We start from the raw sequence: 25,926 nt of genomic DNA, 5'->3' as shown, positions 1-25,926 counted from the left end.
CTACGATGTGTCAACCGTGCTTCGACGCAAGCAGCGCACCCTACCTCCGACGCCCGGGCCGCGCCACCGCGGGACCAGAAACTCTGGACCGCAGGTGCCCGAAGAAGGCATGACATGAACGAATACATCGTCACCATCGTCCCCGTCGTCGACGACAGCTTCGCCAGTCCAGCGGTGCAGACGCGGGTCCGCCTCGAACTCGAGGACGGCCGTCCGACGGTCAAGGAGGTCGTGATCCAGCCGGTCGAGGGCGCGGAGATGCGCGGCGGCGAGCTTCCGTACGTCAATCTCGAGCTGCTGCTGTCCGCGTTCATCCCGGGTGCCGCCGGTGACCGGCCGGGCGTCTCGGTGACCGGTGGTGCGCTCCCCCGGGTCAGCACCGGTGCGGCCGAGCCGGCGCGCGCCGAACCGGCGAGCCCGACGGCCGGCCGGTCCCGCAAGGGCGGGCTGAGCCGCAAGCCGGCCGCGACCGCCCGGATCCAGGCCGGGCGCGCGTACCGGCGGGCCCCGCAGGACGACGAGCTGGAGGCCGTCTACCGGCAGACCGGCACGATCGCCGGGGTGGCCGGGCACTTCGGAGTCCCCGCGCACACCGCGCAGGGCTGGATCACCCGGTTGCGCCGCAAGCACTCGGCGGCCACCGACAGCTGAGGCGGGGGCGTCAGGCCGCGGCGAGGACCATCGCGGCCAGCTCGGCCCGCAGATCCGACGCCGTACCGGCGAAGTCCTGGTGCCACAGCGCCCGGCGGTACCAGCGATGGGCCGGATGCGCCCAGGTGAACCCGGCCGCGCCGAGCGTCTGGATCGCGGCCTCGGTGGCGGTGAGCGCCGCCTCCCGCGCGGCCAGGGCCGCCGCGACAACCTCCGGGCCCGCGCCGGGCTCCCGCTCGGCGACGCACCACGCGGCGCGGTAGGCGAGCGACCGCGCCGTCTCGATCCGGGCGTACGCCTGGGCGAGCGGGTGCGACACCGCCTGGTTGGCGCCGATCGGGCGGCCGAACTGCACCCGGTCGCGGGCGTGGGCGACGGCGATCTCGTGGGCCCGGCGGGCGATTCCCACCGCCTCGCAGGCGAACAGCGCCAGCGCCAGCCGCCGGGTGTCGGCCAGTACCCGGCGGGCGTCCAGCCACAGATCCTCCGCCGGTGCGCCGGCGAGGTCCACCCGGCACTCGGCGCGGGTGGCGTCCCACGGCGCCGGCAGCGGGGTGCGGCGGGTCGCCGCGAGGTCGGCGAGGTACAGGCCGGGGCCGTCGGGCCCTCGGGCGACCACCACCGCCGAGGTGGCGGTCAGGCCGTCGACGACGCGTTCCTTGCGGCCGTGCAGCCGGACCGCGTCCCGGTCCGGCACCGCCCGGCAGCCGGGCAGGTGCGCCTCGTCGAGACGGGCCCGCCCGGCGGGCGCCTCCGCCCACGCCAGCGCCACCGGGCCGGCCGGCGGCTGACCGGCGGCCCGCAGCGCCGGGCCGGCCAGCGCGACGGTGGTCAGCCACGGCTCGCGGTGCAGCCCGTAGCCGCACTCCTCGGCGAGCACGCCCCACTCGACCGCGCCGAGGTCGGCGTCGAGCCAGCCGAGCGTGCCGAGAGTCTTCCAGGCGGCCTCGCGCCGGGCCGGGTCGGTCTCGGGGACACCGGCGGCATCGGGCGGCTGCTGCTCGGCCAGGTACCGGCGGGCGGTCTCGGCGAGGGCGAGTTGTTCCGGGGTGAACGCGAAGCGCACGGTCCCTCCACGGGTTCAGCGTGATCGGGGCAGGCCGAGCACCCGTTCGGCGAGGACGTCGCGCAGCACCTCGCTGGTGCCGCCCTCGATGGTGTTGCCCCGGCTGCGCAGCAGGCGGTCCCGCCACAGCGCCGTGGCGCGTTCGTCGGCCGCGGCGACCTCCGCGCCCAGGTGCGCCAGCCGCTGGTTGGCCTGCGACCAGAGCAGCTTCACCACCGAGGTGCGGGGACCTGGTTCGCCGCCCTCGGCCAGCTCGGCCAGCAGCCGCAGGTTGGTCCAGCGCAGCGCGGCCAGGTCCGTCCAGACGGTGGCAAGGCGGTCGCGTACGCCCGGGTCGTCGGCCAGCGGGGAGGCCCGCAGCAGCGCGACGAACTGGCGCAGGTGCTCCTCCAGCCGGGCGGTGAGGGTGAAGCCGAACGTGCCGCGCTCGTGGGCCAGGGTCGTCATCGCCACCCGGAACCCGTCACCGGGCTCGCCGAGCACCGCGCCGGCCGGCACCCGCGCGCCGTCGAACGAGATCTCGGCGAAGTCCGCGCGCCCGGTGATCTGCCGCAGCGGCCGTACCGTCACGCCGGGCGTCCGCAGGTCCACCAGCAGGCAGGTGAGTCCGCGGTGGCGTTGTCCGCCGGTCCGCGCCAGCAGCAGGCAGTGGTCGGCGACGGCGGCGTACGAGGACCACAGCTTCTGCCCGTCGACGACGTAGGCGTCCCCGTCGAGTCGCGCGGTGGTGGCCACGGCGGCCAGGTCGCTGCCCGCCTCGGCCTCGGAGAAGCCCTGGCAGAACAGCAGGTCCCCGCGCATGATGCCGGGCAGGTAGTGGGCCCGTTGCGCGGGCGTGCCCCAGGCGACGACGGTCGGGCCGACCATCCCCAGCCCGATCACGCCGGCCTGTTCGGTGGCGCCCCGGCGGGCCGACTCCTCCAGGAAGATCGCCTGGTGCCCGAGCGGCAGCCCTCGGCCGCCGTACTCGACCGGCCAGCCCAGTCCGGCGTAACCGGCGGCGTGCAGGCGGCGCGCGTACGTGGTCAGGAAGTCCCTGTCGAACCAGCGGGCCCGGGCGGCGGCCGGGTCGTCCACGGCCGGGACCGCCTCCGCGAGCCAGGCACGTGCCCGGGCGCGGAAGGCGGCCTCGTCGGGCGAGTCACGCAGGTCCATGGCCGGACGCTAGCCGACCCGCCCGGCAAAGGCGAGATACACGAAGCGACAAGGCATGACAGGCGGCACCAGCTCTCCTAGGATCACTGGCGGATCCGGGCCGCCGAACGCCCCGGTCGAGAGGAGCATCGGGTGACCGACACCGAGACCGCCGGCCAGCGCCCCGGCGCCGGAACGCTGAGCTTCGCCCGCGACATCCGGCCGCTGTTCCGCGAGATGGACGTGGCCGAGATGACGTTCCTGCTGGACCTGACCAGCCTGGACGACGTCCGGGACTACGCCGAGTCCATCCTGGAGCGGGTCGCGGACGGCTCCATGCCCTGCGACGCGCCGTGGGAGGCGGAGAAGGTGGAGCTGTTCCGCAGCTGGATCGCGCAGGGCATGGCCGCCTGACCGGTCCGGAGCCGGGCCGGGCCGGCTCCGGACCGTCCTACACGAACGTAAGCAGGGACGGATCGGGCAGCATCGGCAGGATCGGGTCCGCTACCGCGGGCAGCACCCCGGCCAGGACCGGTGCGGCCGCCGAGCACCACCGCCCCACCACGTCGTCGAGCCGGTCGAACTGCGACTCCAGCACGGACAGCCCGGGCACCGGCACGCTGGCGTCCAGCGCCAGCAGCAGCGGCCGCAGGTGGCTGTCGACGGCGTGCTGGTCGGCGGCGCGCGCCGCGGTCATCACCGGCACCGCCACCGTCGCGCCCAGCGCGCGCCGGGGAAGCGGGTCCACGAACAGCTTGAGCAGCCCGGTGTAGGAGCCCTTGAACGTGGGCGTGGCCACCAGCAGCAGCCGGGCCGACGTCACCTGCCGGTACGCCTCGGCCAGCGCCGCCGGCGGCGGCTGCGCCCAGTCGGCGGTGGCCAGCAGCGGGGTCAGCCCCGACAGGTCCACCACGGACGGCTCGGCCAGGCGTACGCCGCGCGCGGCCAGGCACTCCACCAGCGTGTCCGCCGCCCGGCGCGCCACGTTCGCGGTGCGCGACCCCTGACGCGGGTTGCCCAGCAGGACCGTCACCGGGTGCGGCCCGTTCGACTCGATCACCACACGGCTCCCCTCGCGCCACCGGCCCGGACGGCGACCGGCGGTCCTCCGCGCCGGTGCACCCGGCGGGTTCACGTCGCTATCCTCGCCGATGACGCATCAGTGTCGATACGAGATACGGAGTGCGAGTGCCGATCGCGCGCATCCTCCAGGCCGTCGTCCGTCCCCGCGCCGCGTCACCGGCCGGGCCCCGATGAGCGCCCCCGCTCCGGTGAGCGTGCCGGTGCGGCCGTTCCGGGAGCCCGGACTGGTCACCCCCGGCCGGCTCACCGAGGTGCTGGTCGCCGCCGGCGCCGCCGCGCCCGGTGACCGGGTCGACGCGGTCACCGCCACCCCGCTCGGGCTGGGCAAGCTCGGGCACAACGTCCGGTACGAGCTGACCTGGGCCGGCGGGAGCGGACCGGCCAGCGTCGTCGGCAAGTTCCCGGCGCTGGACGAGCGCAGCCGGCACACCGGGCAGGGCAGCGACGCGTACCGCCGGGAGGTGGCGTTCTACCGGGAGCTGGCCGGCGCCCTGCCGCTGCCGGTGCCGCGCTGCTACGCGGCCGGGTACGACGAGTCCTCCGGCGACTTCGTGCTGCTGCTCGGTGACGCCGCGCCGGCCCGCCCCGGCGACCAGCTCACCGGCTGCACCGTCGACGAGGTCGCGACCGTGCTGACCGGGCTCGCCGCGGCGCAGGCCGTCCACTGGGACCGCCCGGCGCCCGGCTGGCTGCCGGTACGCGGCGCGGACGGCGGACGGCGGCTGGGCGCGGCGTACCGGCTCACCGCCGGGGCCTTCGCGGAACGCTTCGGCGACCTGCTCTCCCCCGCCGCGCTCGGCGTCGTCGAGGCGCTGCGCACCCGGATCCGGGGCTGGGTGCGGGCGGACCGGCCGCCGCTGACGCTGCTGCACGGCGACCTGCGGGTGGACAACCTGCTGTTCACCGACGGCCCGGAACCGGCGGTGACGGTGGTGGACTGGCAGACCGTCCAGCTCGGACCGGGGCCCAGCGACGCCGCGTACCTGGTCGGCGGCAGCCTGCCCACCGACGTGCGCCGGGCGCGGGAGGCGGAGCTGTTCGCGTCGTACCACGACGCCCTGCGCGCCGCCGGGGTGCGGTGGAGCCGGGACGAGTGCTGGCGCTCGTACCGGGTGAACACCGTCGCCGGCCTGCACATGACCGTCGTCGGGGCGATGCTCGTCGCCCGCGACGGGCGCGGCGACGCGATGTTCGTGGCGATGGCCGAACGGCACGCCGCGCACGTCACCGACCTCGACGCGCTGACCCTGCTGAGCTGAGATCGGAGCGCGATGGACATCCTCACCGCCCCGGACGAGGACTTCGTCCACTTCACCCGCCCGCCCGGCCCGCGCCTGCCCCGGGCGTACCGGCACTGGCGGGAGAGCTACTTCTTCGTCGCCCACCCGGACCGGGCCGACGGCGACGTGCTGCTGGTGACGCTGGGCCACCACCCGTACCGGGGTGTGGTGGACGCGTACGTGATGGTGCGCGTGGACGGACGGCTCCGCTTCGACAGGTTCTCCCGCCCGGCCGGCGGTGACCGGCCGGACCCGGTGGCCGGGCCGGTCGCGGTGACCGTCGAGGAGCCGTACCGCCGGGTCGGCGTCCGCGCGTCCGGTCCCGGCGTGCCGGTGCCGCTGGAGCTGACGTTCACCGCGCGGACCGCGCCGCACGCGCTGCCCCAGGGCGTACTGGACGGCCCTGGCGGCCCGGTGTGGGACCAGCGGCACATGTTCCAGTCCGGCTGGTTCGACGGCGCCTACTGGGTCGACGGGGAACGCCGGCCGGTGCGGCGGTGGTGGGGCCAGCGGGACCACTCCTGGGGCGTACGCGACCACCGCAACGTGCCGGCCTGGATGTGGTTCGCGGTGCAGCTTCCCGACGGCATGCTGGGCCTGTGGTGCTGGGAGTACCCGGACGGCTCGCGGGTGTTCACCGAGGGCTGCTGGGCGCCGGCCGGTGACGCGCCGCCGGTGCCGCTCACCTCGTTCACGCACGAGCTGGACTGGACCGGCGCGGACGGCTCCCCGGTCGGCTACGGCCGCGACGGCGAGGCGGTGACCGGGCTGGCCGGCACCGTCACCGCGGCCTTCGCCGACGGCAGCACGATCCGGCTGACCGGCGCCGGCGGGTGGTCGGCGCGGTACGGCCGGCTCGGCGGCGGCCAGCAGCTGATGGCGGTAAGCACCGACGACGGACGGACCGGCACGGCCATCTACGAGATCACCGGTGCGCGGCACCACCGGTTCTTCCCGGTCGCCCGGGCCACCGGGGTGCCGCAGCGGTGAGTCACCCGGCGGCGCCGGCTCCCGGGTCGGCGTCGGAGGTGAACAGCGTGCCGTTCGACCAGACGTACCGGACCTGACCCCAGCGCATCACCGACTCGGCGTCCGGGAAGAACCCGCTGCCGCGGAAGTTGGCGCTGGTGTTGCAGAGCACCGGCACGCCGGTGCTGCGCTCGTACGCGGTCAGCAGCCGCCACATCAGCTCGTTGTCCGGTCCGACGGTCTCCAGCCGGGCGCTGTTGTCGACGTGCGCGACCGCCGGGATGCGCGAGCGCCACTGCGGCCGGATCTGGTGGTCGAACAGCATGTACGGGTCGGGCGTGCCCGGGTCGAAGACCTCCGGCGCCCGGTGCTCCAGGCAGATCGGCGCGACCGGACGGTAGGGCTCCCGGCCCTTCACCGCGTTGAGCCGGTCCTTCATCGCCGCCGACGTGGGCGGCGCGATGATGCTGCGGTGGCCCAGGGCGCGCGGGCCCAGCTCGGCGCGGCCGCTGACGACCACGACCGGTTCCCCGTGCACCTCCAGGATCTTGGCCAGCTCCTCGATCTCGCAGGGCTGCGCCGACCACCCGGGCGGCGGCTGGCCGACGTCGCGCACGCCGGGCCCGGCGAACACCGACCACTCCAGGTCGGCCCGGCCGGTGCGGCGCACCATCTCGGTGCAGGCCGCGCCGATCGCCGAACCGCTGTCGTTGGGGAACGGCGGCACCCAGACGCCGGCGAACCGGCCGCTCGCCCGCAGCCCGGCGTTCCACTTGATGTTGAGCGCGCAGCCGCCGGACAGGCAGATCGGCAGGCCGTCCAGGTCCGGCCGCCGGGACAGCAGGCCGTCGAGCCCGGCCGCGAAGACCCGGAACAGGAACTCCTGGATCGAGCCGACGAGCGCCGCGTCGGACAGGCCGAGCGGCGCGGTGCGGGTGAGCACCCGGCGGCTCCACAGGTACGCCGGGATCGCCGCGTCGACCAGGCCGATCTCCTCGGTCACGGCGGCCATCACGGCCACCGCCTCCTCGCTGACCGTGTCCAGCGCCGCGTACGCCATCGCCTTGCCCGCGATCGGCAGCAGCGCCTCCAGGCCGGGGCCGGGATCGTTCGCGCGCCGGGTGCCGTGGTCGATCTTGAACGGCGCGAAGTGCGAGCAGAAGATCGGGAACAGCGCGCCGGAGATCGAGCCGACCGGCCCCAGGCACTCCAGGCTCACCCGTTCCGGGTCGAACACGTACAGGCACGGCACCATGCCGCCGTCCCAGACGGTGATCAGGGCACGCTGCCGCCGGGCGGCGAACGGGCTGGTGCAGTAGCTGGACAGCGCGTGGTCGGTGGCGTGGCTGAAGCTGCGGAACGGCGTCGGCGCGCCGAGCAGCGGCGCGCTGCCGGTCACCCCGGTCAGCAACCGGCCGGCGCCGGGCTCGTCGTGGTAGCCGGCCACCTCGACCGGGTGCAGCGTGCCGGCGGCGTCGGCGACCTCGACCCAGGTCTCGCCCTGCGCGCCGCGCGCCCAGCCGTCCACCGCGACGCCGGCGAGGTCACCCGGGGCCAGGCCGTTGGCGGCGAGCTGGGCGACGATGTCGGCCGCCTCGTGCATGGTGGCGTGCCGGGGCCGGTTCTCCAGCTTCTCCGCCTCGATCGAGAACAACAGGCGGTTCCCCTCGATGGCGGCGACGCCGCCGTCGTGCGTGAGTTTCAGGCCGCACCACACCTCGGGCGTCGGCATGCTCAGCCCGACCGCTGCGCGCTGATGACGGACACGCACTCGTTGACAGTGGGATTCTCGAACAGCAGGAACAGATCGATGACCTCGCCGAACTCCTCGTTGATGCGGTTGCACACCTGCATCAGCTGGATGGAGTCGAGCCCGAGGTCGAAGAAGCTCTCGTCGGGCCGTACGTCGACGCCCGCGACCTCCTCGACGATGCCGTGCACGACGGTGGCGGGATCCGCCCTGTTCGTTTCCTGGCCGCTCGCCTGGTCCAAAGCCATCTCGTCTTCCCCACTCCGGTCGGTGCGACAGAACCGAGAACTCCGAGGCAACATAGGTGCCGGATCGCCGCCGCCACAAGGATCACGGACGCCGTCGTCACGCCCCTGCCCGGGCCGCCGCGCCGCTGTTAGCGTGCGCCCGTGACCGACACCAGAGCCGTACCCCGGGCCCTGCCCACACTCCAGATACGAGAGCTGCGCAAGGACGACCGCCGGCCGGCCGCCGGACTGGTCGCCCGCGCGATGCGGGACAACCCCACCACGTACGCGATGTTCGGCGACGAGCCGCTGGACCGGCTGGCCGGGCTGATGCCCATCTGGACGGCCTTCTTCCACCGTCCCGCGCCGCCGCAGATCGGCGCGTTCTACAAGGGCTGCCTGGTGGGCGCCGCCGCGGCGGTCCCGCCCGGCGGCTGCATCGGCACCGCGCTGGACAGCGACGCCCGCCGGATCGCGCTCGGCGCGGCGCCGCCGGTGGGCGACCCGGCCCGGGCCGAGTACGTCCGGGCGCACTACGCGATCCACGACCTGGCCGAGCCACACTGGCACGTCGGTCCGGTCGGCGTCGAGCCGCGCTTCCAGGGCCGGGGCATCGGCGAGGCGCTCATGCAGGCGCTGCTCGACGTGATGGCCGGCGACCCGCGTCCCACCTGGGGCGAGACCGACACCGAGGCGAACGTGCGCTTCTACACCGCGCTCGGCTGGGAGCTGACCAAGACCGTCGAGGTCGTCGGCATCCCGCTGTGGTACCTGCGCCGCGACGGGCGGCCGGCGGACCGCACGGGCTGACGGCCCTCCCCCGTCAGCCGCCGGCCGCCGCCGCGCGGGCCGACGCCAGGCTGTCCCGCAGTTCCTCGAACGGGTCCAGGCCCAGCGCGGTACGCCCGACGAACTCCAGCGCCTCCGGCGGCGAGTACGGCTGCATGAACCCGCCCGCGCGCACGTCCCGGTAGAGCCGGTTGAGCAGGTGCCCGGTCCGGTACGACTGGCCGCCGGTCACCGCCATCGCCCGGTCGACCACCGCGGCGGCGGACCGGTTCACGACCAGCTTCGCGACCTGGAAGTCCTCGATGGCGCGGTACGCGTCGGCCGGCTCCACCTCGGCGTCGGGGCGGGCCAGGAACGCGTCGATCGCCTCCGCGGCCCGGCCGAGCGTGGCCCGCGCGACGGCCAGCTCCACCGCCATCTCCGCCACCTGCGACCGCACCGGCGCGCGGTGCGCGAGCAACTGGCCGGAGGGCTGCTGGCGGCGCGTCCCGGCCAGCTCCGTCACGTGGCTCATCGCCCGCTCGGCGATGCCCACGTACGCGGCCACGAGCGGGAAGTTCACTGCCAGCAGGCCCGGCCACTCGGTGGCCATCTCCCCCAGTGGACGGCCGACCAGCACCATGTCCCGCCCGACGACGCAGTCGGTGAAGCGGATGTCGTGGCTGCCCGAGCCCCGCATGCCGAGCGCGTCCCAGGTGCGTTCCACAGTCATCCCCGGTGTGCCGGTGCGCACCACAGCGGTGCCGGCGTTGAACCAGCCCGCACCGTCGGGCACCCGCAGGAACACCACCACCGTCTCGGCGATCTCGGCGTTCGTGGCGAAGATCTTGTGCCCGTTGATCCGGTAGCCGCCGGGCACCGGCTCAGCCGTCGTACGCGGGAAGCTGATCGCCCCGCCGCCGGGCTCGGTGCCGGCGTGCGACACCACGATGCGGCCCCGGCCGAGCAGCCGCAGCAGCATGGTGAGCTGCGGCGGCGGCTGCGCGGCGGCCCGCCAGCCCCGGGCCGTGCTCCACACGAACCCCAGGTGCATGTTCGCGGCGATCGCGGTGGACGGGCAGCCGCGGGCTAGCCGGGACACCGCGACGACGAGATCGTGCAGCGACGACACGCCGAGGCCGCCGAACTCCCGCGGCGCGGTGGCGGCGAGGAAACCGCTGGCCTTCATCGCCTCGAAGTTCTCCCGGACGAACGTGTTGTCCCGGTCGTGGTCGGCGGCGCGGGTGGCGAAGTCGGCGGCGTGCTCCTGCGCCAGTTCCACCATCCGCCGGCCGGCCTCGGTGCGCGCGCTCAGCTCCCCCGCGTCCGACCGGCACTCCTTGCCCCGCCCGTCGCCGCCGTTGACATCCGGGCCCATGCGTCCCCTCCCGTCGGATGACAGTGCCCCGGCCGGGCGGCCGGCTGTGCAACTGATGCGCATCCGCAGTCGCACCCGGTCAGGACCGGGGGGACCTGCGCCCGCGCAGGATCGCAGCCGGGCCCCGCGGGCGGCAACGCTGACCGCTTGCCGGGCCGCGACGGCACCGGCCAAGGTGGAGCGCACCTCGCCCGAGGCGGACGCGTCCACAGTTGACAGGGGAGTCGTGCGGTGCTGAAAGGTTGTGTCGCCTGGCCCGAGGCGGACGCGGAACGCTACCGCGCCGCGGGCATCTGGACCGGTGAGCTGCTCGGCGAGATCGGCCGCGAGGGGGCGCGCCGGCACCCCGGCCGCACCGCCGTCGTCGACGCCGGCGGCCGGATGAGCTACGCCGAACTCGACGCCGCCGCCGACCGGTTCGCCGCCGGTCTGCACCGGCTCGGCCTGCGCGCCGAGGACCGGGTCGTGGTGCAACTGCCGAACACGGCCGCGTTCGTGGTGGTCGCGCTCGGCCTGTTCCGCCTCGGCGCCGTACCGGTGTTCGCGCTGCCGTCGCACCGCGAGGCCGAGCTGACCTACCTGGCCCGGCACACCGAGGCGCGGGCGCTGGTCGTGCCGGACCGCTTCGGCGGGTACGACCACCGGCCGCTGGCCGCGACGGTGGCCGCGTCGGCCGCCGGCCTCGACCACGTCATCGTGGCCGGGGAGCCCGGGCCGCACCTGGCCCTGAGCGACGTGCGGGCCGAGCCCCGGGACCTGCCCGCCCCGGATCCCGGCGACGTCGCGTTCTTCCTGCTCTCCGGCGGCACCACCGGGCTGCCGAAGCTGATCCCCCGCACCCACGACGACTACGCCTACCAGCTGCGCCGCAGCGCCGAGGCGCTCGGCGTGGACGAGCACGGCGTCTACCTCGCCTCGCTGCCGGCGGCGCACAACGCGGCGCTGGGCTGCCCCGGCGTGCTCGGCACGCTGCGCGCCGGCGGCCGGGTCGTGCTCAGCCCGACGCCGAGCCCGGACGACGTGTTCCCCCTGATCACCGCCGAGGGCGTCACGCTGACCACACTGATGCCGCCGCTGCTGGCGGTCTGGCTCGACCTCGCCGGCGACTACGGCGTGGACCTGTCCGGCGTCCTGCTGGAGGTCGGCGGCGCGCCGCTGCGCCCGGAGGTGGCCCGGGAGATCCTGGGCCGGGGGCTGCGGCTGAGCCACTGGTTCGGGATGGCCGAGGGACCGCTGTGGTACACCCGGCTGGACGACCCGCCCGAGACGATCGCCACCACCCAGGGCCGGCCGCTGATCCCGGCCGACGAGTACCGCGTCGTCGACGAGCACGACCGGGACGTCCCGCCGGGCGGCGTCGGGGAGTTCCTGGTCCGCGGGCCGACCACGCTGCGCGGCTACTACGACGCGCCGGAGTACAACGCCACCGCGTTCACCGCCGACGGCTACCTGCGCACCGGCGACCTGGTCCGGCTCACCCCGGAGGGCAACCTGATGGTCGCCGGGCGGATCAAGGACGTGATCAACCGTGGTGGCGAGAAGATCGGCGCGGCCGAGCTGGAGAGCCAGATCGAGGCGCATCCGGCCGTACGCGCCGCCGCCGTCATCGCGGTACCCGACCCGGCGCTGGGCGAGAAGATCTGCGCCGTGGTGGTCCGGCGCGACGACGGCGGCGGCCTCGACCTGGCGGAGCTGCGCGCGTTCCTGACCGGCCGGGGGCTGGCCGCGTACAAGCTGCCGGACCGGCTGGAGGTGGTTCCCGCGTTCAGCCACACCGGTGCCGGCAAGGTCGACAAGCGGGCGCTGCGCCGGTCCCTCACCGGGGACGGCGCCTGATGGCCGTACGACGGCTGGACGAGCACAGCGGCCCGCTGGAGACGCACTGCTTCGTGTGCAGCCCGATCAACGAGCACGGGCTGCGGATCCCGTTCTCCTACGACGACGAGCGCGCCGAGGTGCTCGCCTCGTTCACGTTCGCGCAGCGGCACTCCGGCGCGCCGACGTACGTGCACGGCGGGCTGAGCCTGGCCGTGCTGAACGAGGCGATGGCGTGGGCGGTGGTGGCCGGCGCCCGGCGCTTCGCGGTCACCGTCGACACCACCGCCCGGTTCGTCCGGCCGCTGCGCATCGGCGCCGACTACCGGGTGCGCGCCCGGATCGCGACGACCGCCCCCGACCGGCTCGGCACGACGGGCACGATCGTCGACGGCGCCGACCGGGTGTGCGTGGAGGCCACCGCGGAGTTCCGGGTGCTGTCCGAGTCGACGGCGAGCCGGCTGAGCGCCCGGGTGGCGGCCCGCCGCGACCCGTCCGCCTGAGCCGCCTGATCCGCAGGCGTCCCGGCCGGGCCGGTCAGGACGGCCGGGCCGGTCAGGACGGCCGGTCCGGTCAGGCCGGCGGGTCCAGGCGGTAGAGGCGGTGGAACCGGTGCTCGACCGGCAGCACCGTGGTCGCGGCGAAACCGGCCCGCTCGGCGTAGCGGCGCACCGTGTCCGGCCGCATGACGGTGCCGGTGCCGGCCGGGGCGCCGCCGTCGTCGCCGTCGCCGGTCAGGCCGACCGGCAGGCAGTGCAGCACGCTCACCGCGTACATGAACCGCTCGACCTCACCGGCCGGCGCGGTGAACCGCTCCCCCACCCGCGGCTCCATCAGCAGCACGCAGCCGCCCGGTCGCAGCAGGTCCCGGGCGGCGGTGAGCACCCGTACCGGCCGGCTCATGTCGTGCAGCGCGTCGAACACGCACACCAGGTCGCCGCGCTCGGCGCCGGGCCGCTCGGCCACGTCGGCGACGGTGAACACGACCCGCTCGGCCAGCCCGGCCGACGCGGCGCGGTCGCGGGCCAGGTCGATCGCGGCGGCGCCCAGGTCGACACCGTGGACGGTGGCGAACGGGTACGCCTGCGCCAGCGCCAGCGAGGAGTCACCGGTGCCGCACCCGACGTCGATCACCACCGCGCCGGGCCGCGACAGCCGGGCGTGTACGTCCGGCAGGGCGGTCCGGATCCAGCGCGGCAGCTCGTGCGTGAACACCGGCCGGTTCATGCCGGCCTGCGCGGCGCGGAACTCCTCGCCGTACTCGTCGTAGCCCACGCCCTCGCCCTTGGCGTACGCCTCGACCAGCCGGTCGAGCATCGGCGCCAGCCCGGCCACCGGCAGCACCGCGAGCGACAGCACCGCGAACGGGCTGGTGGCGTCGGTGAGCGCCTGCCGGTGTCCCTCGGGCAGGCGGAAGCGGCCGTCCCCGGCGGGCTCGACCACTCCGGCGGCGGCCTGCTGCTCCAGCCACTCGGTGGCGTGCCGGGCCCCGATACCGGCGCGCGCGGCCAGCTCGGCACCGGTCGCGGGCCCTTCGCCGAGCACCCGGTAGAGCCCCAGCCGATGGCCGAGGTACATCGTCATCAGCTCGGCCGCGCCGAGGCTGTGCAGGAACAACCGCATCGACAGGGCCTGCGCCTGCCGCGCCGGTGAGCTGGACGGTTCCACCCTCGACCTCGTTTCACCGGCCGGATCGCATTGCGCCGGGCGTCGCCGGATCTCGATACTCCGGGGCATGGGCGTACGCGAAGTGCCGGCCTCGATCGGACAACGGTTGCTGTGGTTCCTGGAGCATTATCGGCCCGACTCGGCATCGCTCAACTGCCCCGTCGTGTGCCGCCTGCACGGCCCGCTGGACGTCGGCGAGCTGCAGATCGCGCTGGACCGGCTGGCCGCGCGGCACGAGGCGCTGCGCACCACGCTGGTGCGGCAGGGGCGCAACCTGGTGCAGCACGTGCACGACCCGGCGCCGGTGCGGGTCCGCCACGTCGACCTGCCGGACCCGGACGAGGAGACGCTCGGCGCGGCGGTCGCGGCCGAGGTCCGCGACAACGTGGACGTCAGCGAGTGGCCGGTACGGGTGACGTTGTGGCGGCTCGGGCCGGACGAGCACGTGCTGTCGGTGAACATGCACCACCTGGTTTCCGACGCCTGGTCGTGCGGCATCATCGTGCAGGACCTGATCCGGCTGCTGGAGGCCGGCCCGGACGGCGAGCCGGAGCTCACGCCGATCGGCTGGCAGTACCCGGAGTTCGCGCAGTGGCAGCACGAGCTGATGACCAGGGGCGAGCTGAAGCCGCACCAGGACTACTGGACCGGGCAGCTGACCGGGCTGACGCTGCCCGACGTGCCGATGCGTGAGCTGGACCCGCAGGCGCCGCGGCGCAGCTACCTCGAGGCCGAGACCATCGACCGCGAGACGTTCAACCGGCTGCGGCTGCTGGCCCGCACCGAGCGGACCACGCTGTTCACGGTGATGCTCTCGCTGTACTACCTGATCCTGCAGCGGGAGACCGGCAGCACCGACCTGGCGGTCGCGTCGTTGTTCGCCAACCGCTCCCGGCGCGAGGTGCAGTCGACTGTCGGGTTCTTCGCCAACATGCTGATGCTGCGCACGCGGATCCCGCAGGGCGCGAGCTTCCGCGAGGTGGTGCAGGCGACCCGCCGGACCGTGGTGGACGCGTTCCTGCACGAGGGCATCCCGTACCAGATGCTGCCGGTGCGGTTCCAGACGAACGGGCGGCGCGCCGACGACGTGGTGTTCCAGATGCTGCTCACGCCGCCACCGGGCACGAAGGTCACCGCGCGCGGCGTCGACTTCGACCTCTACGTGCCGGAGGCGCTGCGCAGCCGGTTCGGGCTGGAGCTGGGGCTGATCCCGCAACCCGGCGGCGACTGCCGGGCGCTGCTGTTCTACGACGACCAGTTCGACCCGGAGTGGGCGCGGGCTTTCCTCACCGACTACGTCGCGCTGGCCGTGCGGGCGGCGGGCGCGCCGGACCGGCGGCCGCAGCCGGACCCGGTCTGACGCGACGGCGCTACGCCGGGCGCACCTCGCGCCAGCCCGGCGCCAGCCGCACCTCGTCGGTCAGGTGCTGCCAGAACGTCCACTGGTGTCCGCCCGGGTCGGTGACGATGTAGATCCGTGCCCCGTACGGCTGGTCCTCCGGCTCGGGCGCGTCCACACCGGCCGCCACCGTGGCCTTGTGGTGGGCGTCGACGTCCTCGACGTACACGATGCACATGTGCCCGACCGGGCCGGGCGCCGACTGCTTCGCCCAGTAGCCGGGGTCGGCGCCGTGCAGCATGATGAGCGTGTCCCCGGCGTGCAGCTCCGCCTCCCGGACCACACCGGCCTCGTCGAGGTAGCGGACCTTCTCGGTGAAGCCGAACGTGCGGACCAGCCAGTCCAGCGCGGCGCCCGCGTCCTCGTAGTAGAGATACGGACTGTAACCCCGATAGTGTGTTCCGGTGAGATCGGCCATGCGGGCAGTATGCCAGCCCCGGCCGCCGCGCCCGAGCGCACGAGCCTCCCCGCCGCCGGCGCGTCCCGGGCCGGCCCGAGCCCTTGGAGCCCGCAAGTGACGACGACAGGAAAGGCGGCGCCGGCGCCGGCCCGTGCGGCCGGCGCGCCGAGCGGGGCGATCCTCGCGGTGGTCTGCCTCGCCCAGTTCATGGTCATCCTCGACGTCGCGATCGTGAACCTGGCGCTGGACCGGATGGGCGAGTCGCTGGCGATGGGCCCGGCCGAGCTGCAGTGGGTGGTGAACGCGTACACCATCGTCTTCGCCGGGTTCCTGCTGCTGGGCGGCCGCACCGCCGACCTGTTCGGACGCAAGCGGATGTTCCTCACCGGCCTGACCGTCTTCACCGTGGCCAGCCTCGTCGGCGGCTTCGCCCCGAACGCGGGCACGCTGATCGCCGCCCGGGCGGTGCAGGGCCTCGGCGGCGCGATCCTCGCCCCGACCACGCTGACGGTGCTCGTCACCACGTTCACCGACCCGAAGCAGCGGGGGCGGGCGATCGGCCTGTGGAGCGCGGTGGCCGCGTCCGCCGGCGCGATCGGCTCGCTGGCCGGCGGCGTGCTCACCGACCTGCTCAGCTGGCGCTGGGTGCTGTTCTGCAACGTGCCGCTGGGCGTGCTGCTGTTCGCCGGCGCGGCCTGGGCGCTCACCGAGTCGGCGCCGGCCGCCGGGGCGCGCCGCCGCCTCGACGTCACCGGCGCGGTCACCGTCACCGCGGGTCTGGCCACGCTCGTGTACGGCATCGTCGGCGTGCGGGAGCATTCGTTCCTCTCGGCTCCCGTCCTGGTGCCGATCGGGGTCGGCGTCCTGCTGCTGGTGGTGTTCCTGGTGGTCGAGACGCGGGCGGCCGAGCCGATCATGCCGCCGGGCTTCTTCCGGCACCGCAACGTCGCGCTCGCCAACGTGATCGCGCTGGTGGGCGGCACCGCGATGGTGTCGATGTTCTTCTTCCTGTCGCTCTTCCTCCAGCAGGTCCTCGGCTACCGGCCGATCGAGGCCGGGCTGGCGTTCCTGCCGCTGTCGATCGGCATCGTCGCCGGCTCCGGCGTCTCCACGAAGCTCCTGCCGGGCACCGGTCCCCGGCTGCCGCTGGTGGCCGGCGGCGTGGTCGCCGCGGCCGGGCTGCTGTGGCTGTCCCGGACGCCGGCCGACGCGACGTTCCTGGTCGACCTGCTCGCCCCGACCGTGCTGATCGGGCTGGGCATCGGCATCGTGATGGTGCCGATCACCGCGGCGGCCACCAGCGGCATCCCGCCGGCCCAGGCGGGCCTGGCGTCCGGGGTCATCAGCAGCACCCGGCAGCTCGGCGGCGCGATCGGCCTCGCCACGCTGGTCACCGCCGCCGTGGCGCACGCGTCGCACCTGGCCGACGCGGGGCGGTCCCCGGCTGTCGCCCTGGCCGCCGGGTACGACCGCGGCTTCCTGCTGGCCGCCGTGCTCATCGGCGTCGGCACCGTGGTCAGCCTGCTGACGCCGGGCCGCCCGGCGACGCCGGCGACGGCGGGCTGAGCCGTGGGCCACCTCGCCGAGGACACCACCATCGAACCGGCCGGCGACGGCCAGTTCCGGGCGAAGCTGTGTTCGGACTGGGCACTGATGGGCCCGAACGGCGGCTACCTGGCCGCGGTGGCGCTGCGCGCCGCCCAGCAGACCCTTTCCCTGCCCCGCCCGGCGAGCCTGTCCTGCCAGTTCCTGAGCCCGCCCCGGTTCGGCTACGTCGACCTGGCGGTGGTGACGCTGCGGGCGACCCGCCGGGCGGCGGCGGCCCGGGTGTCCATGACGCAGTTCGGCCGGCCGGTGCTGGAGGCGATGGTGTGGGCGGCGCACGACGGGCTCACCGGCCCGGACGGGCCGTGGACGCCGATGCCCGCCGTGCCCGGTCCGGAGGAGCTGCCCGACCTGCGGGAGCTGCTGGAGGCGGAGGGGCGGGGCGTGCCGCCCTGGCACGACTGCGTCACGCTGCGGGAGCTGGCCGGGCGGACCACACTGGAGACGCCGGCGCCGGTGGCGTTCAGCTGGGCCCGGTTCCAGCCGCAGGCCACCTTCGACGACCCGTGGCTGGACGCCTGCCGCTCGGTGATCCTGGTGGACAGTCTCCAGTGGCCGGCGGTGATGAACGCGTTCCCGGAGCTGGAGACGCAGTTGTTCGCCCCGAGCATCGACCTGTACGTGGCGTTCCACGACAGCGCCCCGGGCGACGAGTGGCTGCTGGTGAACGCGGCCGGGGTGGCGTCGCACCGGGGCGTGCTGGGTGGGGCGGCCCAGGTCTGGGCGCCGGACGGCCGGCTGGTGGCGGCGGGGATGCAGCAGATGCTGAGCACCTCCACCCGGCGGGGCGCCGCGATGGCACCCCGCCAGGTGCAGCCGACCCGCTCGTGAGCCGCTAGGCCGGGGCCGGGGTGCTGCCGGGCTGATAGGTGCCGATGATCCAGACGTTGCCCTCGGGGTCCCGGGCGGCGTACCCGCGGGACGTCCCGAAGTCCTCGTCCTTGAGTTCCCGGATGATCTCCGCGCCGGCCGCGACGGCGCGGGCGTGGTGCGCGTCCGGGTCATCCACCACGAGGTAGAGGCCACCCTGCCCGACCTCGGTGGCCAGGCGGGTGCCGGTGCCGACGGAATTGACCATCACCGCTGAGCCGCGCCAGCCGAGCTCGGCGTGCGCGATGGTCCCCTCGGGGCCGGGGAACACCACGTTCTTGGTGAACCCGAACGCCTCGACCAGCCATTCGATCGCCTTTTCGGCATCCCGGTACAGCAGACACGGGTAGATGCCGACCGCATTCTCCGTCATGCCCGAACGCTACGACGCGGGCCAGCGCACCAACAGCCGTTCAGGTCCGTGGAACGAGGTGTTCGGGGCGTGACCGAAGTCCTGGCCGGGCACCAGTTCCAGCGCGGGCAGGCGGCGGGTCAGTTCCTCCAGGACGACACGCAGTTGCAGCCGGGCCAGGTGCGCGCCGAGGCAGGCGTGGTTGCCGTCGCCGAACGCCAGGTGCCGGCGCACGCCGCGCCGGGCCGGATCGAACGTGTCCGGGTCGGCGAACATCTCGGCGTCCCGGTTGGCCGACGCCGTCACCAGCAGCAGCCGGGCCCCGGCGGCCAGCGGCACGCCACCCAGGACGGTGTCCCGGACCACCCGGCGCCGCCAGGCGACGACGGGGGGCCGCAGCCGCAGGCACTCCTCCACCGCGGCCGGGATGCCGGCCGGGTCGGCGCACAGCGCCGCCCACGCGCCCGGCGTCTCCAGCAGCGTCCGCACCGCGTTGGCCGCGCCGGACGCCGTGGTCTCGTGCGCCGCGGTGGTGCCGTTGAGCACCAGCGACTGCAGGTACGAGTCGCTGAACAGCTCCGGGTTGCGGGCCTGGGCGCGGACCGCGTGGGCGATCCAGCCGGCACCCCGGCCCTCGGCCTCCTTGAGCCCGCTCACCAGGCGGGCGGCGTACTGCCAGTACCGGCCCATCACCTCGCACGCGGCCACCTGCTCGTCGTCGGTGGGCAGCCCCCAGTTGAACACGGCCTGGGACACCGAGTAGCCGCGCACCTCGGCCAGGTCCTCGTCGGGTACGCCCATGAAGACGGCGACGACCAGGGCGGGCACCTCCCACAGCAGCTCGGCCACCAGGTCGGCGTGGCCGCGGCCGGCGAACGCGTCGATCCGCTCGCCGACGAGCGCGCGCACCCGCGGCTCCAGCCGCTGCACCCGGCGCCGGGTGAACGGCCTGGCGAGCCGGCGCCGCCGCCGCAGGTGCACCGGCTCGTCCTCGTTCGCCAGCACCGGGCCGCCGGTGAACCGCCGCCGGACCAGCTCGCGCAGGGCGGGGCGGGACAGCGGGCGGTACGGGTCCATCGCGTTGGCCGCCGAGAACGTGTCCGGGTCACCGAACACGGCACGCACGTCCCGGTACCGGGTGACGATCCAGTAGTCGAGGCCGGGGTGGTGGAAGACCGGCCGCTCGGCGCGCGCCCCGGCGAGACTCGCCCCGGCTTCGGCGTTGTAGGCGGGGCCGAACGGCTCGAAGTCCGCGGCGCCGGTCACCGGGCAGCGGGCGGGAGCGTCGGTGCGGGCGGGTCGTGCGTCCATGGTGGCCTCCGAAGGTGCCGTCCGGTCGCGGCTCAGGCGGCGACTATCGCCTCGAACTCCCGCCGGGCCGGTCCCTCGACGGCGTCGTCGGTGACGGTGCGGCCGTCGAGGAACCCGGTCACCCGGCGCACCACGTCGCGGTCGCCGAGCAGCTGGGCGGGTGTGATGAGCAGGTGCGCCATGCGGCCGAGCGCGCGGGCGACGACCTCGTCCCGCCCGGCCAGCACCTCCATGCCGGCCATGAAGCGGGCGAACGGGTCGTCGGACACCGGCGGCGGCTGGCCACGCAGCCCGGCCGCCATCCGCCGCAGGCCGGCGGTGTCGGCGGTGACCTGGGTGCGGTACCACACGCCGAGGTTGCGGGCGGTCCACGCCTCGAACGCGTCGGTGAACGCCGCCGAGCCCGGGTCACCGGCCGTGTCCAGGGTGCGGGCGAGCTGCTGGGCGTGCAGGAACGCGATCGAGACGCCCCGGCCGTACGTCGGGTTCGTCTGGAGCGCGGCGTCGCCGAGCAGGACCAGCCCGGCCAGCGCCGGTCCGTCGTCGTCGTGCATCCGCTGCCAGCGGTTGGCGATGCCGGACATGGTGCGCACCGGCCCCTGCGGTACGCCCCGGCGGGCCCACCGGTGGGTGTGCGGCACTGCGGCGATGAACCGGTCCCACGTGGCCGGGCGGCGCAGCGCGTGACGCAGCTCGTCCTGGTCGGACAGCGTCACCGACAGCGAGAACGTGCCGTTGTCGGCCGGGAACGCGAGCGTGGCGGCGTACCCGAGGCTCATCGCGAGCGGCCGGTCCAGCGGTGGCAGCTCGGCGCCGGGCCGCAGCCGGTAGTGCCGGGTCAGGTAGACGAACCCGCACGGATGCACCAGCGCGGGCGGGCGGCGGACGTCGATCGAGTCGAGCAGCCGGGCGTGCCGTCCGGCGGCGTCCACGACGAGGTCGGCGGACACCACCTCGCCGGAGTCGAGCCGGACGCCGTCCACCGTCGGCACGCCGCCGTCCGGGCGCCCGGTGACCAGCGCGCGGGCGGTCGCACCGGGTCGCAGACGTACGGTCGGTTCGCGTCCGACGGCGCGGCGCAGCACCGCCTCGTGCATCAGCCGCCGGGCGGCGAGCGCGAACTCGTCGGCCGGCGGCGGCCCGGTGTGCAGGCGGCTGACCGGTACCCGCACCGCGCCGGCCGCGACGAGGTCGTCCAGGACGTCCGGCGCCTCCTCGGCCAGCACCCGGCACGACCGGGCCAGGAACTTGTGCGAGTGCCGTCCCTGCGGCAGGCCCGGCCGGTGCCAGTCGGTGAACCACCGGTCCGCGCCCGCGCCGTCCGGCGGCGCGGCGGCGTCGCGTTCCAGCAGCGTCACCTCGTGGCCCCGGCGGGCGCAGAACAACGCGGCGGCCAGGCCCGCCATGCCGGCCCCGACGACGGCGATCCGGCTCACGTCAGCGGCGGATGTTGGAGAAGAACCGGATCGCGGTGCGTCGCAGCGCCGGCTCGGACCACTGCGGCGGCTCGACCGGCTCGGGAGCGCGGCCGAGGACGGTGGTGAGGGCCTCGCGCAGCGCCCGTTCCGGGTCGTCGGGCCGGGACAGGGCCCGCCACACCACGTAGCCGTCCGGCCGGACCAGGACGGCGGTGTCCGGGCCGAGGTCGTAGCGGCGTGCCGCCTCGCCGGTGTGGTCGGTCAGGTCGGCGCCGAAGGCGTACACCGGCAGTGGCACGCCCAGCGCGGCGGCCTGCTTCTCGGCGGCGGCCCGCCACGGCGTGCCGGGCGAGCCGAGCAGCAGCACGTGGTCGCGGCCGAACAGGTCCAGCAGCGAGATCTCCCGGTCGCCGTGCCGGACCGGCACGTGCGGCGCGCGGCTGCCCGGCCGGGCCTGCGCCAGCTCCGGGTCCTCCAGCAGGTCGCCGTCGTCGTCGGGCTCGGTGCTGACGAACGGCGAGTGGACCCGGTAGCCCAGGTGCTCCCAGACCGGGCTCACCTCCTCGGCGAACTGCAACGTCTTGAGCTGCGGCGCCATCCGCTCGGAGAGGCGGTGCAGCTGCCGGTTGGCGGTCGACTCCCCCACCGGCCGCCGCTCGGCGTCGTAGCCGGTGAGCAGGTTCGGCCCGGCGTAGCCGGCGACGACGGCGGCGATGCGCCAGGCGATGTCGTAGCCGTCCTGGATCGCCGTGGCGCCGCCCAGGCCGCCGGTCTGCGGCATGACGTGCGCGCTGTCGCCGGCCAGGAACACCCGGCCCTCGCGCATCCGGTCGGCGACCCGGTGGGCGATGACGAACGTGGACTGGTCGGTGATGGTCACCTCCAGGTCCGGCTCCACCATGGCCTTGCGGACCAGCTCCACGCAGCGCTCGTCGGTGAAGTCGTCGTCGCTCTCGCCCCGCTCGATGAAGTAGTTGATGCCGAGCAGGTGGGCGCCGGAGACACCGAACACCTCGCGGGCGTTCTCCAGGTACGCGTACAGGCCGGTGAACTCGTCGTTCTTGAAGTACGTCAGCAGCGCCTTGCGCCCGGCCAGCAGCTCGGTCAGGTCGGCGTCGAAGAGGATGGTCCGGCACCGCCACAGCTCGCCGACACCGTGCGTGGGCAGTTCCAGCCACTCGCGGACCGGCGCCTGCCAGCCGTCGGCGGCCACCAGGTAGTCGGCGGCCACCCGGTAGCGGCGCCCGGTGGGCAGGTCGACGAGGGTGGCCACCACGCCGTCGTCGTCCTCGTCGAAGGACTCCAACCGGGTGGAGAAGCGCAGGTCGCCGCCGAGTTCCTCGGCGGTGCGCCGCAGGATCGCCTCGATCTTGGACTGCGGCAGAGCGCCGAACCCGGCCGGGGTCAGCCGGATCAGCCGCGACATGGTGTCGTCGTTGCCGGCCAGCAGGACCTCCGGGTCCGGGTCCTTCATGTCGGTGGCGATGGTGATGTGGGCCTCGTTGACGAAGTCGATGACGTCGGCGGCGAGGATCTTCTCCTCCAGGCCGGGGATCTGGCGCAGCAGTTCCATGCTGCGGTGCACGATGCCGAAGGCCTTCGGCTGCACCGAGGTGCTCGGATGGCGTTCGACGAGGGTCACCGGCACACCGCGCCAGGCCAGGAAGAGCGCCGCGGTGAGCCCGGCGTAGCCGGCGCCGACGACGATGACCCGGGTCCGGTGTTCGATCGCATCCTCAGACATGGGTTAGGACTACCACGACTGTCCGGACCGGCAGTAGAGCGCAGATAGCAGATACGCCCATAGACTCCTCGCCATGTCGTACACGGAGATCCCGGCCTCCATCGGTCAGCGGCTGATGTGGTTCCTGGCGCACTACCGAGCCGAGACGGCGTCGGTCAACTGCCCGGCCGGCTTCCGCATCCGCGGGCCGCTCGACCCCGGCAAGCTGGCCGACACCGTCGACATCCTGATGCGGCGGCACGAGTCGTTGCGCACCACGCTGCACCGGCGCGGGCGCGACCTCGTGCAGCGCGTCCACGAGCCCGGCCCGACCCGGGTGGAGTGGACCGAGCTGCCGGCCGACGCGGAGGCGGAGGTCCAGCGGCAGTACGCCGACGAGCTGCGCACCCCGATCGCCGTCGAGCGGGCCCCGGTGCGCTGGCACGCCTGGCGGATCGGCACCGACGACCACGTGCTCTGCGCCAACATGCACCACCTGGTCTCCGACGCCTGGTCCTGCGGGGTGCTGATCAACGACGTGATCGCGTTGCTCGGTGACGGCGCGCCGCCGGCGCCGGTCGGCTGGCAGTACCGGCAGTTCTCCGCCTGGCAGCACGAGCAGAGCGCCTCCGGGCAGCTGCGCGCCGACCACGACTACTGGGCCGCCAAGCTCGACGGGATGCGGGTGCCCGACCTGCCCGCGCGGCGCCCCGGTCAGGGCGCGCCGCGCCCCGGGCTGGCGCTGCACGAGTTCGGCGACGCGGACGCGGCGGCGCTGCGCGCGTTCGCCAAGGCCGAGCGGACCACGCTGTTCCCGGTGATGCTCGGCCTCTACTACCTGCTGCTGCACACCGAGACCGGCGCCGACGATCTGGCGGTGGCCTCACTGTTCGCCAACCGCACCCGGCCGGAGGTGCAGCTGACCGTCGGCTTCTTCGCCAACATGCTGGTGCTGCGCACCCGGCTGGCCGACGGCGGCTCGTTCCGCGACCTGCTCGCCGCGACCCGCCGTACCGTCCTGGACGCCGTCGTGCACCAGGGCGTGCCCTACCAGACGGTGCCGGTGCCGGCGCTGCGCGAGGCCGGCGGCCGGGTCAACGACGTGGTCTTCCAGATGCTGCCGGACCGGGCGCCGGACTCCTGGTCGCCGACCGCCGTGCGCAACGGGCTGGAGATCGACACGTTCCGGCCCAGCCAGGGGCTGAGCCGCTTCGGCCTGAGCCTGACCGTCATCCCCCGCGCCGACCGCTTCGACGCCCGGCTGTCCTACGCGGAGGACCAGTTCGAGCCGGCCTGGGCGCAGGACTTCGTCCGCCGCTACGCGGAGCTGGCCGGGCGCGTCCTGGCCGACCCGGACGCGCCGCTGCGCCGCCTCGTCGCCGCCGCCGGCCGCTGAGCCGCCGCCGGCCGCTGAGCCCTCGGCCGCGCCGTCGGGCGCACGGTCGCGCCGTCAGGCGCGCCCCGGGCCGTCGGGCGCGTTCCCGGGCCGACCGCCGACACGGGACGGGCCGGCCCTCGTCGAGGGCCGGCCCGGTCGATCGGTACGCCTCAGGCGCTCGCCGCCTGCCTACGCGGCTCGGCCACGACAGTCGCCCCCTCGGACGGGGTGAGCAGCACGTGCGAGGTCTTCTGCGCCTCCGGTCCGGCGCCGTCCGGGCGGCGCAGGTCCATCCGCTTGATCACCTCGGGGATGACCGCCTTCATCTCGATCATCGCGAACTGCGCGCCCAGGCAGTGCCGCCGGCCGCCGCCGAACGGCAGGAACGCCGCCTTCGGCACGTCCTCGCCGAGGAAGCGGTCCGGCCGGAACTCCTCCGGCGACTCGAACGACTCCTCCCGGCCGTGCAGCAGCGGCACCGACGGCGCGACCCACCAGCCGCCCGGCACGGTGTAGCCGCCGATCTCCAGCGGGCCGGACAGCGCCCGCGGCATCACCGGCACGATCGGCCGGGTCCGCATGGTCTCCTTGATGACGGCCTCCAGGTACGTCTCGTCGCCGTCCTTGGTCTCCTCCAGCAGTCGCTGGTAGACGTCGGGGTGACGGACGAGCCGCTCGAAGACCCAGGCCATCGCCGCGGCGGTCGTCTCGTATCCCGCTTCCAGCAGCGTCATGAGCGCGTCGCGCAGCTCCAGGTCGGTCATCGGCGTGCCCTGGTCGTCCGCGGCGCGCAGCAGCTGGGACATGATGTCCTTGCGCTCGGCGTTGTCCGGCTCGGCCCGCCGCCGCCGGATCTCGTCGTAGAGGATCGCGTCGCAGTCCGCGCGCGCCTGGGTGAACCGGGCCGCCGCGCTGCCCGGGATCTTGCGGAAGATCGGCTCGATGCCGGCCCACGCCGAGCGGGACAGCACGAACGCCAGCGTCTCCATGCTGGACGCCGACGCGGTCAGCCGGGGCAGCATCTCCCGCAGCTGGGCGACCCGTTCGAGGTCGCGGATGCCGAACACGACGCGCAGGAGCACGTCCAGCGCGATGGTCTGCATCTTTGGCCGGACCGGGAACGGCGTGCCGACCGGCCAGGTGGCGACCGACTCGACCGCGATGCGGCGGATCTCCTCCTGGTAGCTCTGCAGGTAGCGGGTGTGGAACGCCGACCCGATCATCTTGCGTTGCCGCAGCCACTCGTCGCCGTCGAGCACCAGGATCGAGTAGTCGCCCACCATCCGCTGCAGGAAGTCCTGCCGGGTACGGCCGGCGTTGCCGACGCTGCGGTCGGTGGCGAACACCTGGCGGGCGAGGTCCGGATTGGCGACGTACACGATCGGCGGCATGCCGATCAGCGACACCGTGAAGATGTCGCCGTACTTGCGGTGGTTCTGGTCGAGGTAGTCGATCGGACCCCGGACGAACGACGCGGTCTGTACGAACCGCGGCGCGTTCGACCCCGGTGGAGTCTTCGAGGTGGTCGACCTGGTCGGAGCGGAAGTCATGCCAGTCTCCCCTGTGGGCAGGCGACGATCGCCACGGATGCACGCGTGGACGCTGCGGCGGCCGCCCCGTAACGAGGCCCGTTGCCCGCCCGGAGCACGCTCGCGGTGTCCCCGGCAGCGTCGCCCGCCGC

At 74.6% G+C, this 25,926-nt stretch carries 24 protein-coding genes; 11 read left to right on the top strand and 13 right to left on the bottom strand.

All coding sequences use genetic code 11. The features are described from left to right. The first annotated feature begins 114 nt into the window (after positions 1-114). Complete coding sequence (locus CLT75_RS05205; RefSeq protein ID WP_135239738.1) at positions 115-651, top strand: hypothetical protein; 537 nt, start codon at positions 115-117, stop codon at positions 649-651. Between the two features lie 10 nt (positions 652-661). Here the strand turns inward: CLT75_RS05205 and CLT75_RS05200 are convergent, their stop codons facing one another. Together CLT75_RS05200 and CLT75_RS05195 are read right to left on the bottom strand one after the other, a co-directional pair. Beyond that, the gene (locus CLT75_RS05200) at positions 662-1,717 is read right to left on the bottom strand and encodes an acyl-CoA dehydrogenase family protein (RefSeq protein WP_135239737.1); all 1,056 of its coding nucleotides are present in this window, start codon (positions 1,715-1,717) and stop codon (positions 662-664) included. A gap of 15 nt (positions 1,718-1,732) precedes the next feature. Beyond that, entirely contained in the window at positions 1,733-2,872 is a 1,140-nt protein-coding gene (locus CLT75_RS05195) for an acyl-CoA dehydrogenase family protein (protein ID WP_135239736.1), read from the bottom strand. Between the two features lie 132 nt (positions 2,873-3,004). On the opposite strand from CLT75_RS05195, the gene CLT75_RS05190 reads away from it, so the two are divergent. Next, positions 3,005-3,265, top strand: coding sequence for a hypothetical protein (locus CLT75_RS05190; protein ID WP_135239735.1), 261 nt, complete (start codon positions 3,005-3,007; stop codon positions 3,263-3,265). A 37-nt stretch (positions 3,266-3,302) separates the two neighbouring features. Here CLT75_RS05190 and CLT75_RS05185 read toward each other — a convergent pair whose 3' ends face one another. Then, positions 3,303-3,911 (bottom strand): NAD(P)H-dependent oxidoreductase, encoded by a 609-nt coding sequence (locus CLT75_RS05185; RefSeq protein ID WP_209310271.1) that lies wholly within the window; start codon positions 3,909-3,911, stop codon positions 3,303-3,305. Between the two features lie 193 nt (positions 3,912-4,104). On the opposite strand from CLT75_RS05185, the gene CLT75_RS05180 reads away from it, so the two are divergent. Together CLT75_RS05180 and CLT75_RS05175 are read left to right on the top strand one after the other, a co-directional pair. Then, positions 4,105-5,193 carry a phosphotransferase gene (locus CLT75_RS05180; protein WP_135239734.1) on the top strand — a complete coding sequence of 363 codons (1,089 nt, stop codon included), beginning with the start codon at positions 4,105-4,107 and terminating at the stop codon, positions 5,191-5,193. A gap of 12 nt (positions 5,194-5,205) precedes the next feature. After that, a complete protein-coding gene (locus CLT75_RS05175) occupies positions 5,206-6,204 on the top strand; it encodes a hypothetical protein (protein ID WP_135239733.1) in 999 nt (332 codons plus the stop codon). A 1-nt stretch (position 6,205) separates the two neighbouring features. Here the strand turns inward: CLT75_RS05175 and CLT75_RS05170 are convergent, their stop codons facing one another. Together CLT75_RS05170 and CLT75_RS05165 are read right to left on the bottom strand one after the other, a co-directional pair. Further along, a complete protein-coding gene (locus tag CLT75_RS05170; protein ID WP_209310270.1) occupies positions 6,206-7,954 on the bottom strand; it encodes a carbamoyltransferase C-terminal domain-containing protein in 1,749 nt (582 codons plus the stop codon). Beyond that, entirely contained in the window at positions 7,918-8,181 is a 264-nt protein-coding gene (locus CLT75_RS05165; protein WP_167796881.1) for an acyl carrier protein, read from the bottom strand. The genes CLT75_RS05170 and CLT75_RS05165 overlap by 37 nt, the downstream gene beginning before the upstream one ends. A 141-nt stretch (positions 8,182-8,322) precedes the next feature. Here CLT75_RS05165 and CLT75_RS05160 point away from each other — a divergent pair, with 141 nt between their 5' ends. Further along, entirely contained in the window at positions 8,323-8,970 is a 648-nt protein-coding gene (locus tag CLT75_RS05160; RefSeq protein WP_135239731.1) for a GNAT family N-acetyltransferase, read from the top strand. 13 nt (positions 8,971-8,983) lie between these two features. On the opposite strand, the gene CLT75_RS05155 is transcribed toward CLT75_RS05160, so the two are convergent. After that, positions 8,984-10,306 carry an acyl-CoA dehydrogenase family protein gene (locus CLT75_RS05155; RefSeq protein WP_167796880.1) on the bottom strand — a complete coding sequence of 441 codons (1,323 nt, stop codon included), beginning with the start codon at positions 10,304-10,306 and terminating at the stop codon, positions 8,984-8,986. A gap of 231 nt (positions 10,307-10,537) precedes the next feature. On the opposite strand from CLT75_RS05155, the gene CLT75_RS05150 reads away from it, so the two are divergent. Together CLT75_RS05150 and CLT75_RS05145 are read left to right on the top strand one after the other, a co-directional pair. Next, positions 10,538-12,142, top strand: coding sequence for an AMP-binding protein (locus tag CLT75_RS05150; RefSeq protein WP_135239729.1), 1,605 nt, complete (start codon positions 10,538-10,540; stop codon positions 12,140-12,142). Next, entirely contained in the window at positions 12,142-12,624 is a 483-nt protein-coding gene (locus CLT75_RS05145; protein ID WP_135239728.1) for a PaaI family thioesterase, read from the top strand. The genes CLT75_RS05150 and CLT75_RS05145 overlap by 1 nt, the downstream gene beginning before the upstream one ends. Before the next feature lie 70 nt (positions 12,625-12,694). Here CLT75_RS05145 and CLT75_RS05140 read toward each other — a convergent pair whose 3' ends face one another. Next, on the bottom strand, positions 12,695-13,789 hold the full coding sequence (locus CLT75_RS05140; RefSeq protein ID WP_486485063.1) for a class I SAM-dependent methyltransferase: 1,095 nt from the start codon (positions 13,787-13,789) through the stop codon (positions 12,695-12,697). 67 nt (positions 13,790-13,856) lie between these two features. Between CLT75_RS05140 and CLT75_RS05135 the strand changes: the two genes are divergently transcribed. Beyond that, positions 13,857-15,149 carry a condensation domain-containing protein gene (locus CLT75_RS05135; RefSeq protein WP_135239726.1) on the top strand — a complete coding sequence of 431 codons (1,293 nt, stop codon included), beginning with the start codon at positions 13,857-13,859 and terminating at the stop codon, positions 15,147-15,149. Positions 15,150-15,159: 10 nt separating this feature from the next. On the opposite strand, the gene CLT75_RS05130 is transcribed toward CLT75_RS05135, so the two are convergent. Next, positions 15,160-15,606: a VOC family protein gene (locus CLT75_RS05130; RefSeq protein WP_135239725.1), complete on the bottom strand. Its 447-nt coding sequence runs from the start codon at positions 15,604-15,606 to the stop codon at positions 15,160-15,162. Positions 15,607-15,702: 96 nt separating this feature from the next. Between CLT75_RS05130 and CLT75_RS05125 the strand changes: the two genes are divergently transcribed. Then, positions 15,703-17,154: an MFS transporter gene (locus CLT75_RS05125; protein ID WP_209310269.1), complete on the top strand. Its 1,452-nt coding sequence runs from the start codon at positions 15,703-15,705 to the stop codon at positions 17,152-17,154. A gap of 3 nt (positions 17,155-17,157) precedes the next feature. Continuing rightward, on the top strand, positions 17,158-18,024 hold the full coding sequence (locus CLT75_RS05120) for a thioesterase family protein (RefSeq protein WP_135239723.1): 867 nt from the start codon (positions 17,158-17,160) through the stop codon (positions 18,022-18,024). A 4-nt stretch (positions 18,025-18,028) separates the two neighbouring features. Here CLT75_RS05120 and CLT75_RS05115 read toward each other — a convergent pair whose 3' ends face one another. Genes CLT75_RS05115 through CLT75_RS05100 form a run of 4 tightly spaced genes read right to left on the bottom strand, consistent with a single transcriptional unit; the run spans position 18,029 to position 22,888 of the window. Then, positions 18,029-18,436 (bottom strand): VOC family protein, encoded by a 408-nt coding sequence (locus CLT75_RS05115; protein ID WP_135239722.1) that lies wholly within the window; start codon positions 18,434-18,436, stop codon positions 18,029-18,031. 9 nt (positions 18,437-18,445) lie between these two features. Continuing rightward, positions 18,446-19,726: a cytochrome P450 gene (locus tag CLT75_RS05110; RefSeq protein WP_135239721.1), complete on the bottom strand. Its 1,281-nt coding sequence runs from the start codon at positions 19,724-19,726 to the stop codon at positions 18,446-18,448. A 32-nt stretch (positions 19,727-19,758) separates the two neighbouring features. Further along, a complete protein-coding gene (locus CLT75_RS05105) occupies positions 19,759-21,162 on the bottom strand; it encodes an FAD-dependent oxidoreductase (RefSeq protein ID WP_135239720.1) in 1,404 nt (467 codons plus the stop codon). 1 nt (position 21,163) lies between these two features. Continuing rightward, a complete protein-coding gene (locus CLT75_RS05100; protein WP_135239719.1) occupies positions 21,164-22,888 on the bottom strand; it encodes an FAD-dependent oxidoreductase in 1,725 nt (574 codons plus the stop codon). Between the two features lie 73 nt (positions 22,889-22,961). On the opposite strand from CLT75_RS05100, the gene CLT75_RS05095 reads away from it, so the two are divergent. Beyond that, entirely contained in the window at positions 22,962-24,263 is a 1,302-nt protein-coding gene (locus CLT75_RS05095) for a condensation domain-containing protein (RefSeq protein ID WP_135239718.1), read from the top strand. Positions 24,264-24,415: 152 nt separating this feature from the next. On the opposite strand, the gene CLT75_RS05090 is transcribed toward CLT75_RS05095, so the two are convergent. Further along, positions 24,416-25,795 carry a cytochrome P450 gene (locus tag CLT75_RS05090; protein ID WP_135239717.1) on the bottom strand — a complete coding sequence of 460 codons (1,380 nt, stop codon included), beginning with the start codon at positions 25,793-25,795 and terminating at the stop codon, positions 24,416-24,418. Positions 25,796-25,926: the final 131 nt, after the last annotated feature.

Source organism: Micromonospora sp. CNZ285, from assembly GCF_004637285.1.
Note: the sequence above shows the minus strand (reverse complement) of the source record. Positions and strands in the feature narration are given on the sequence as shown.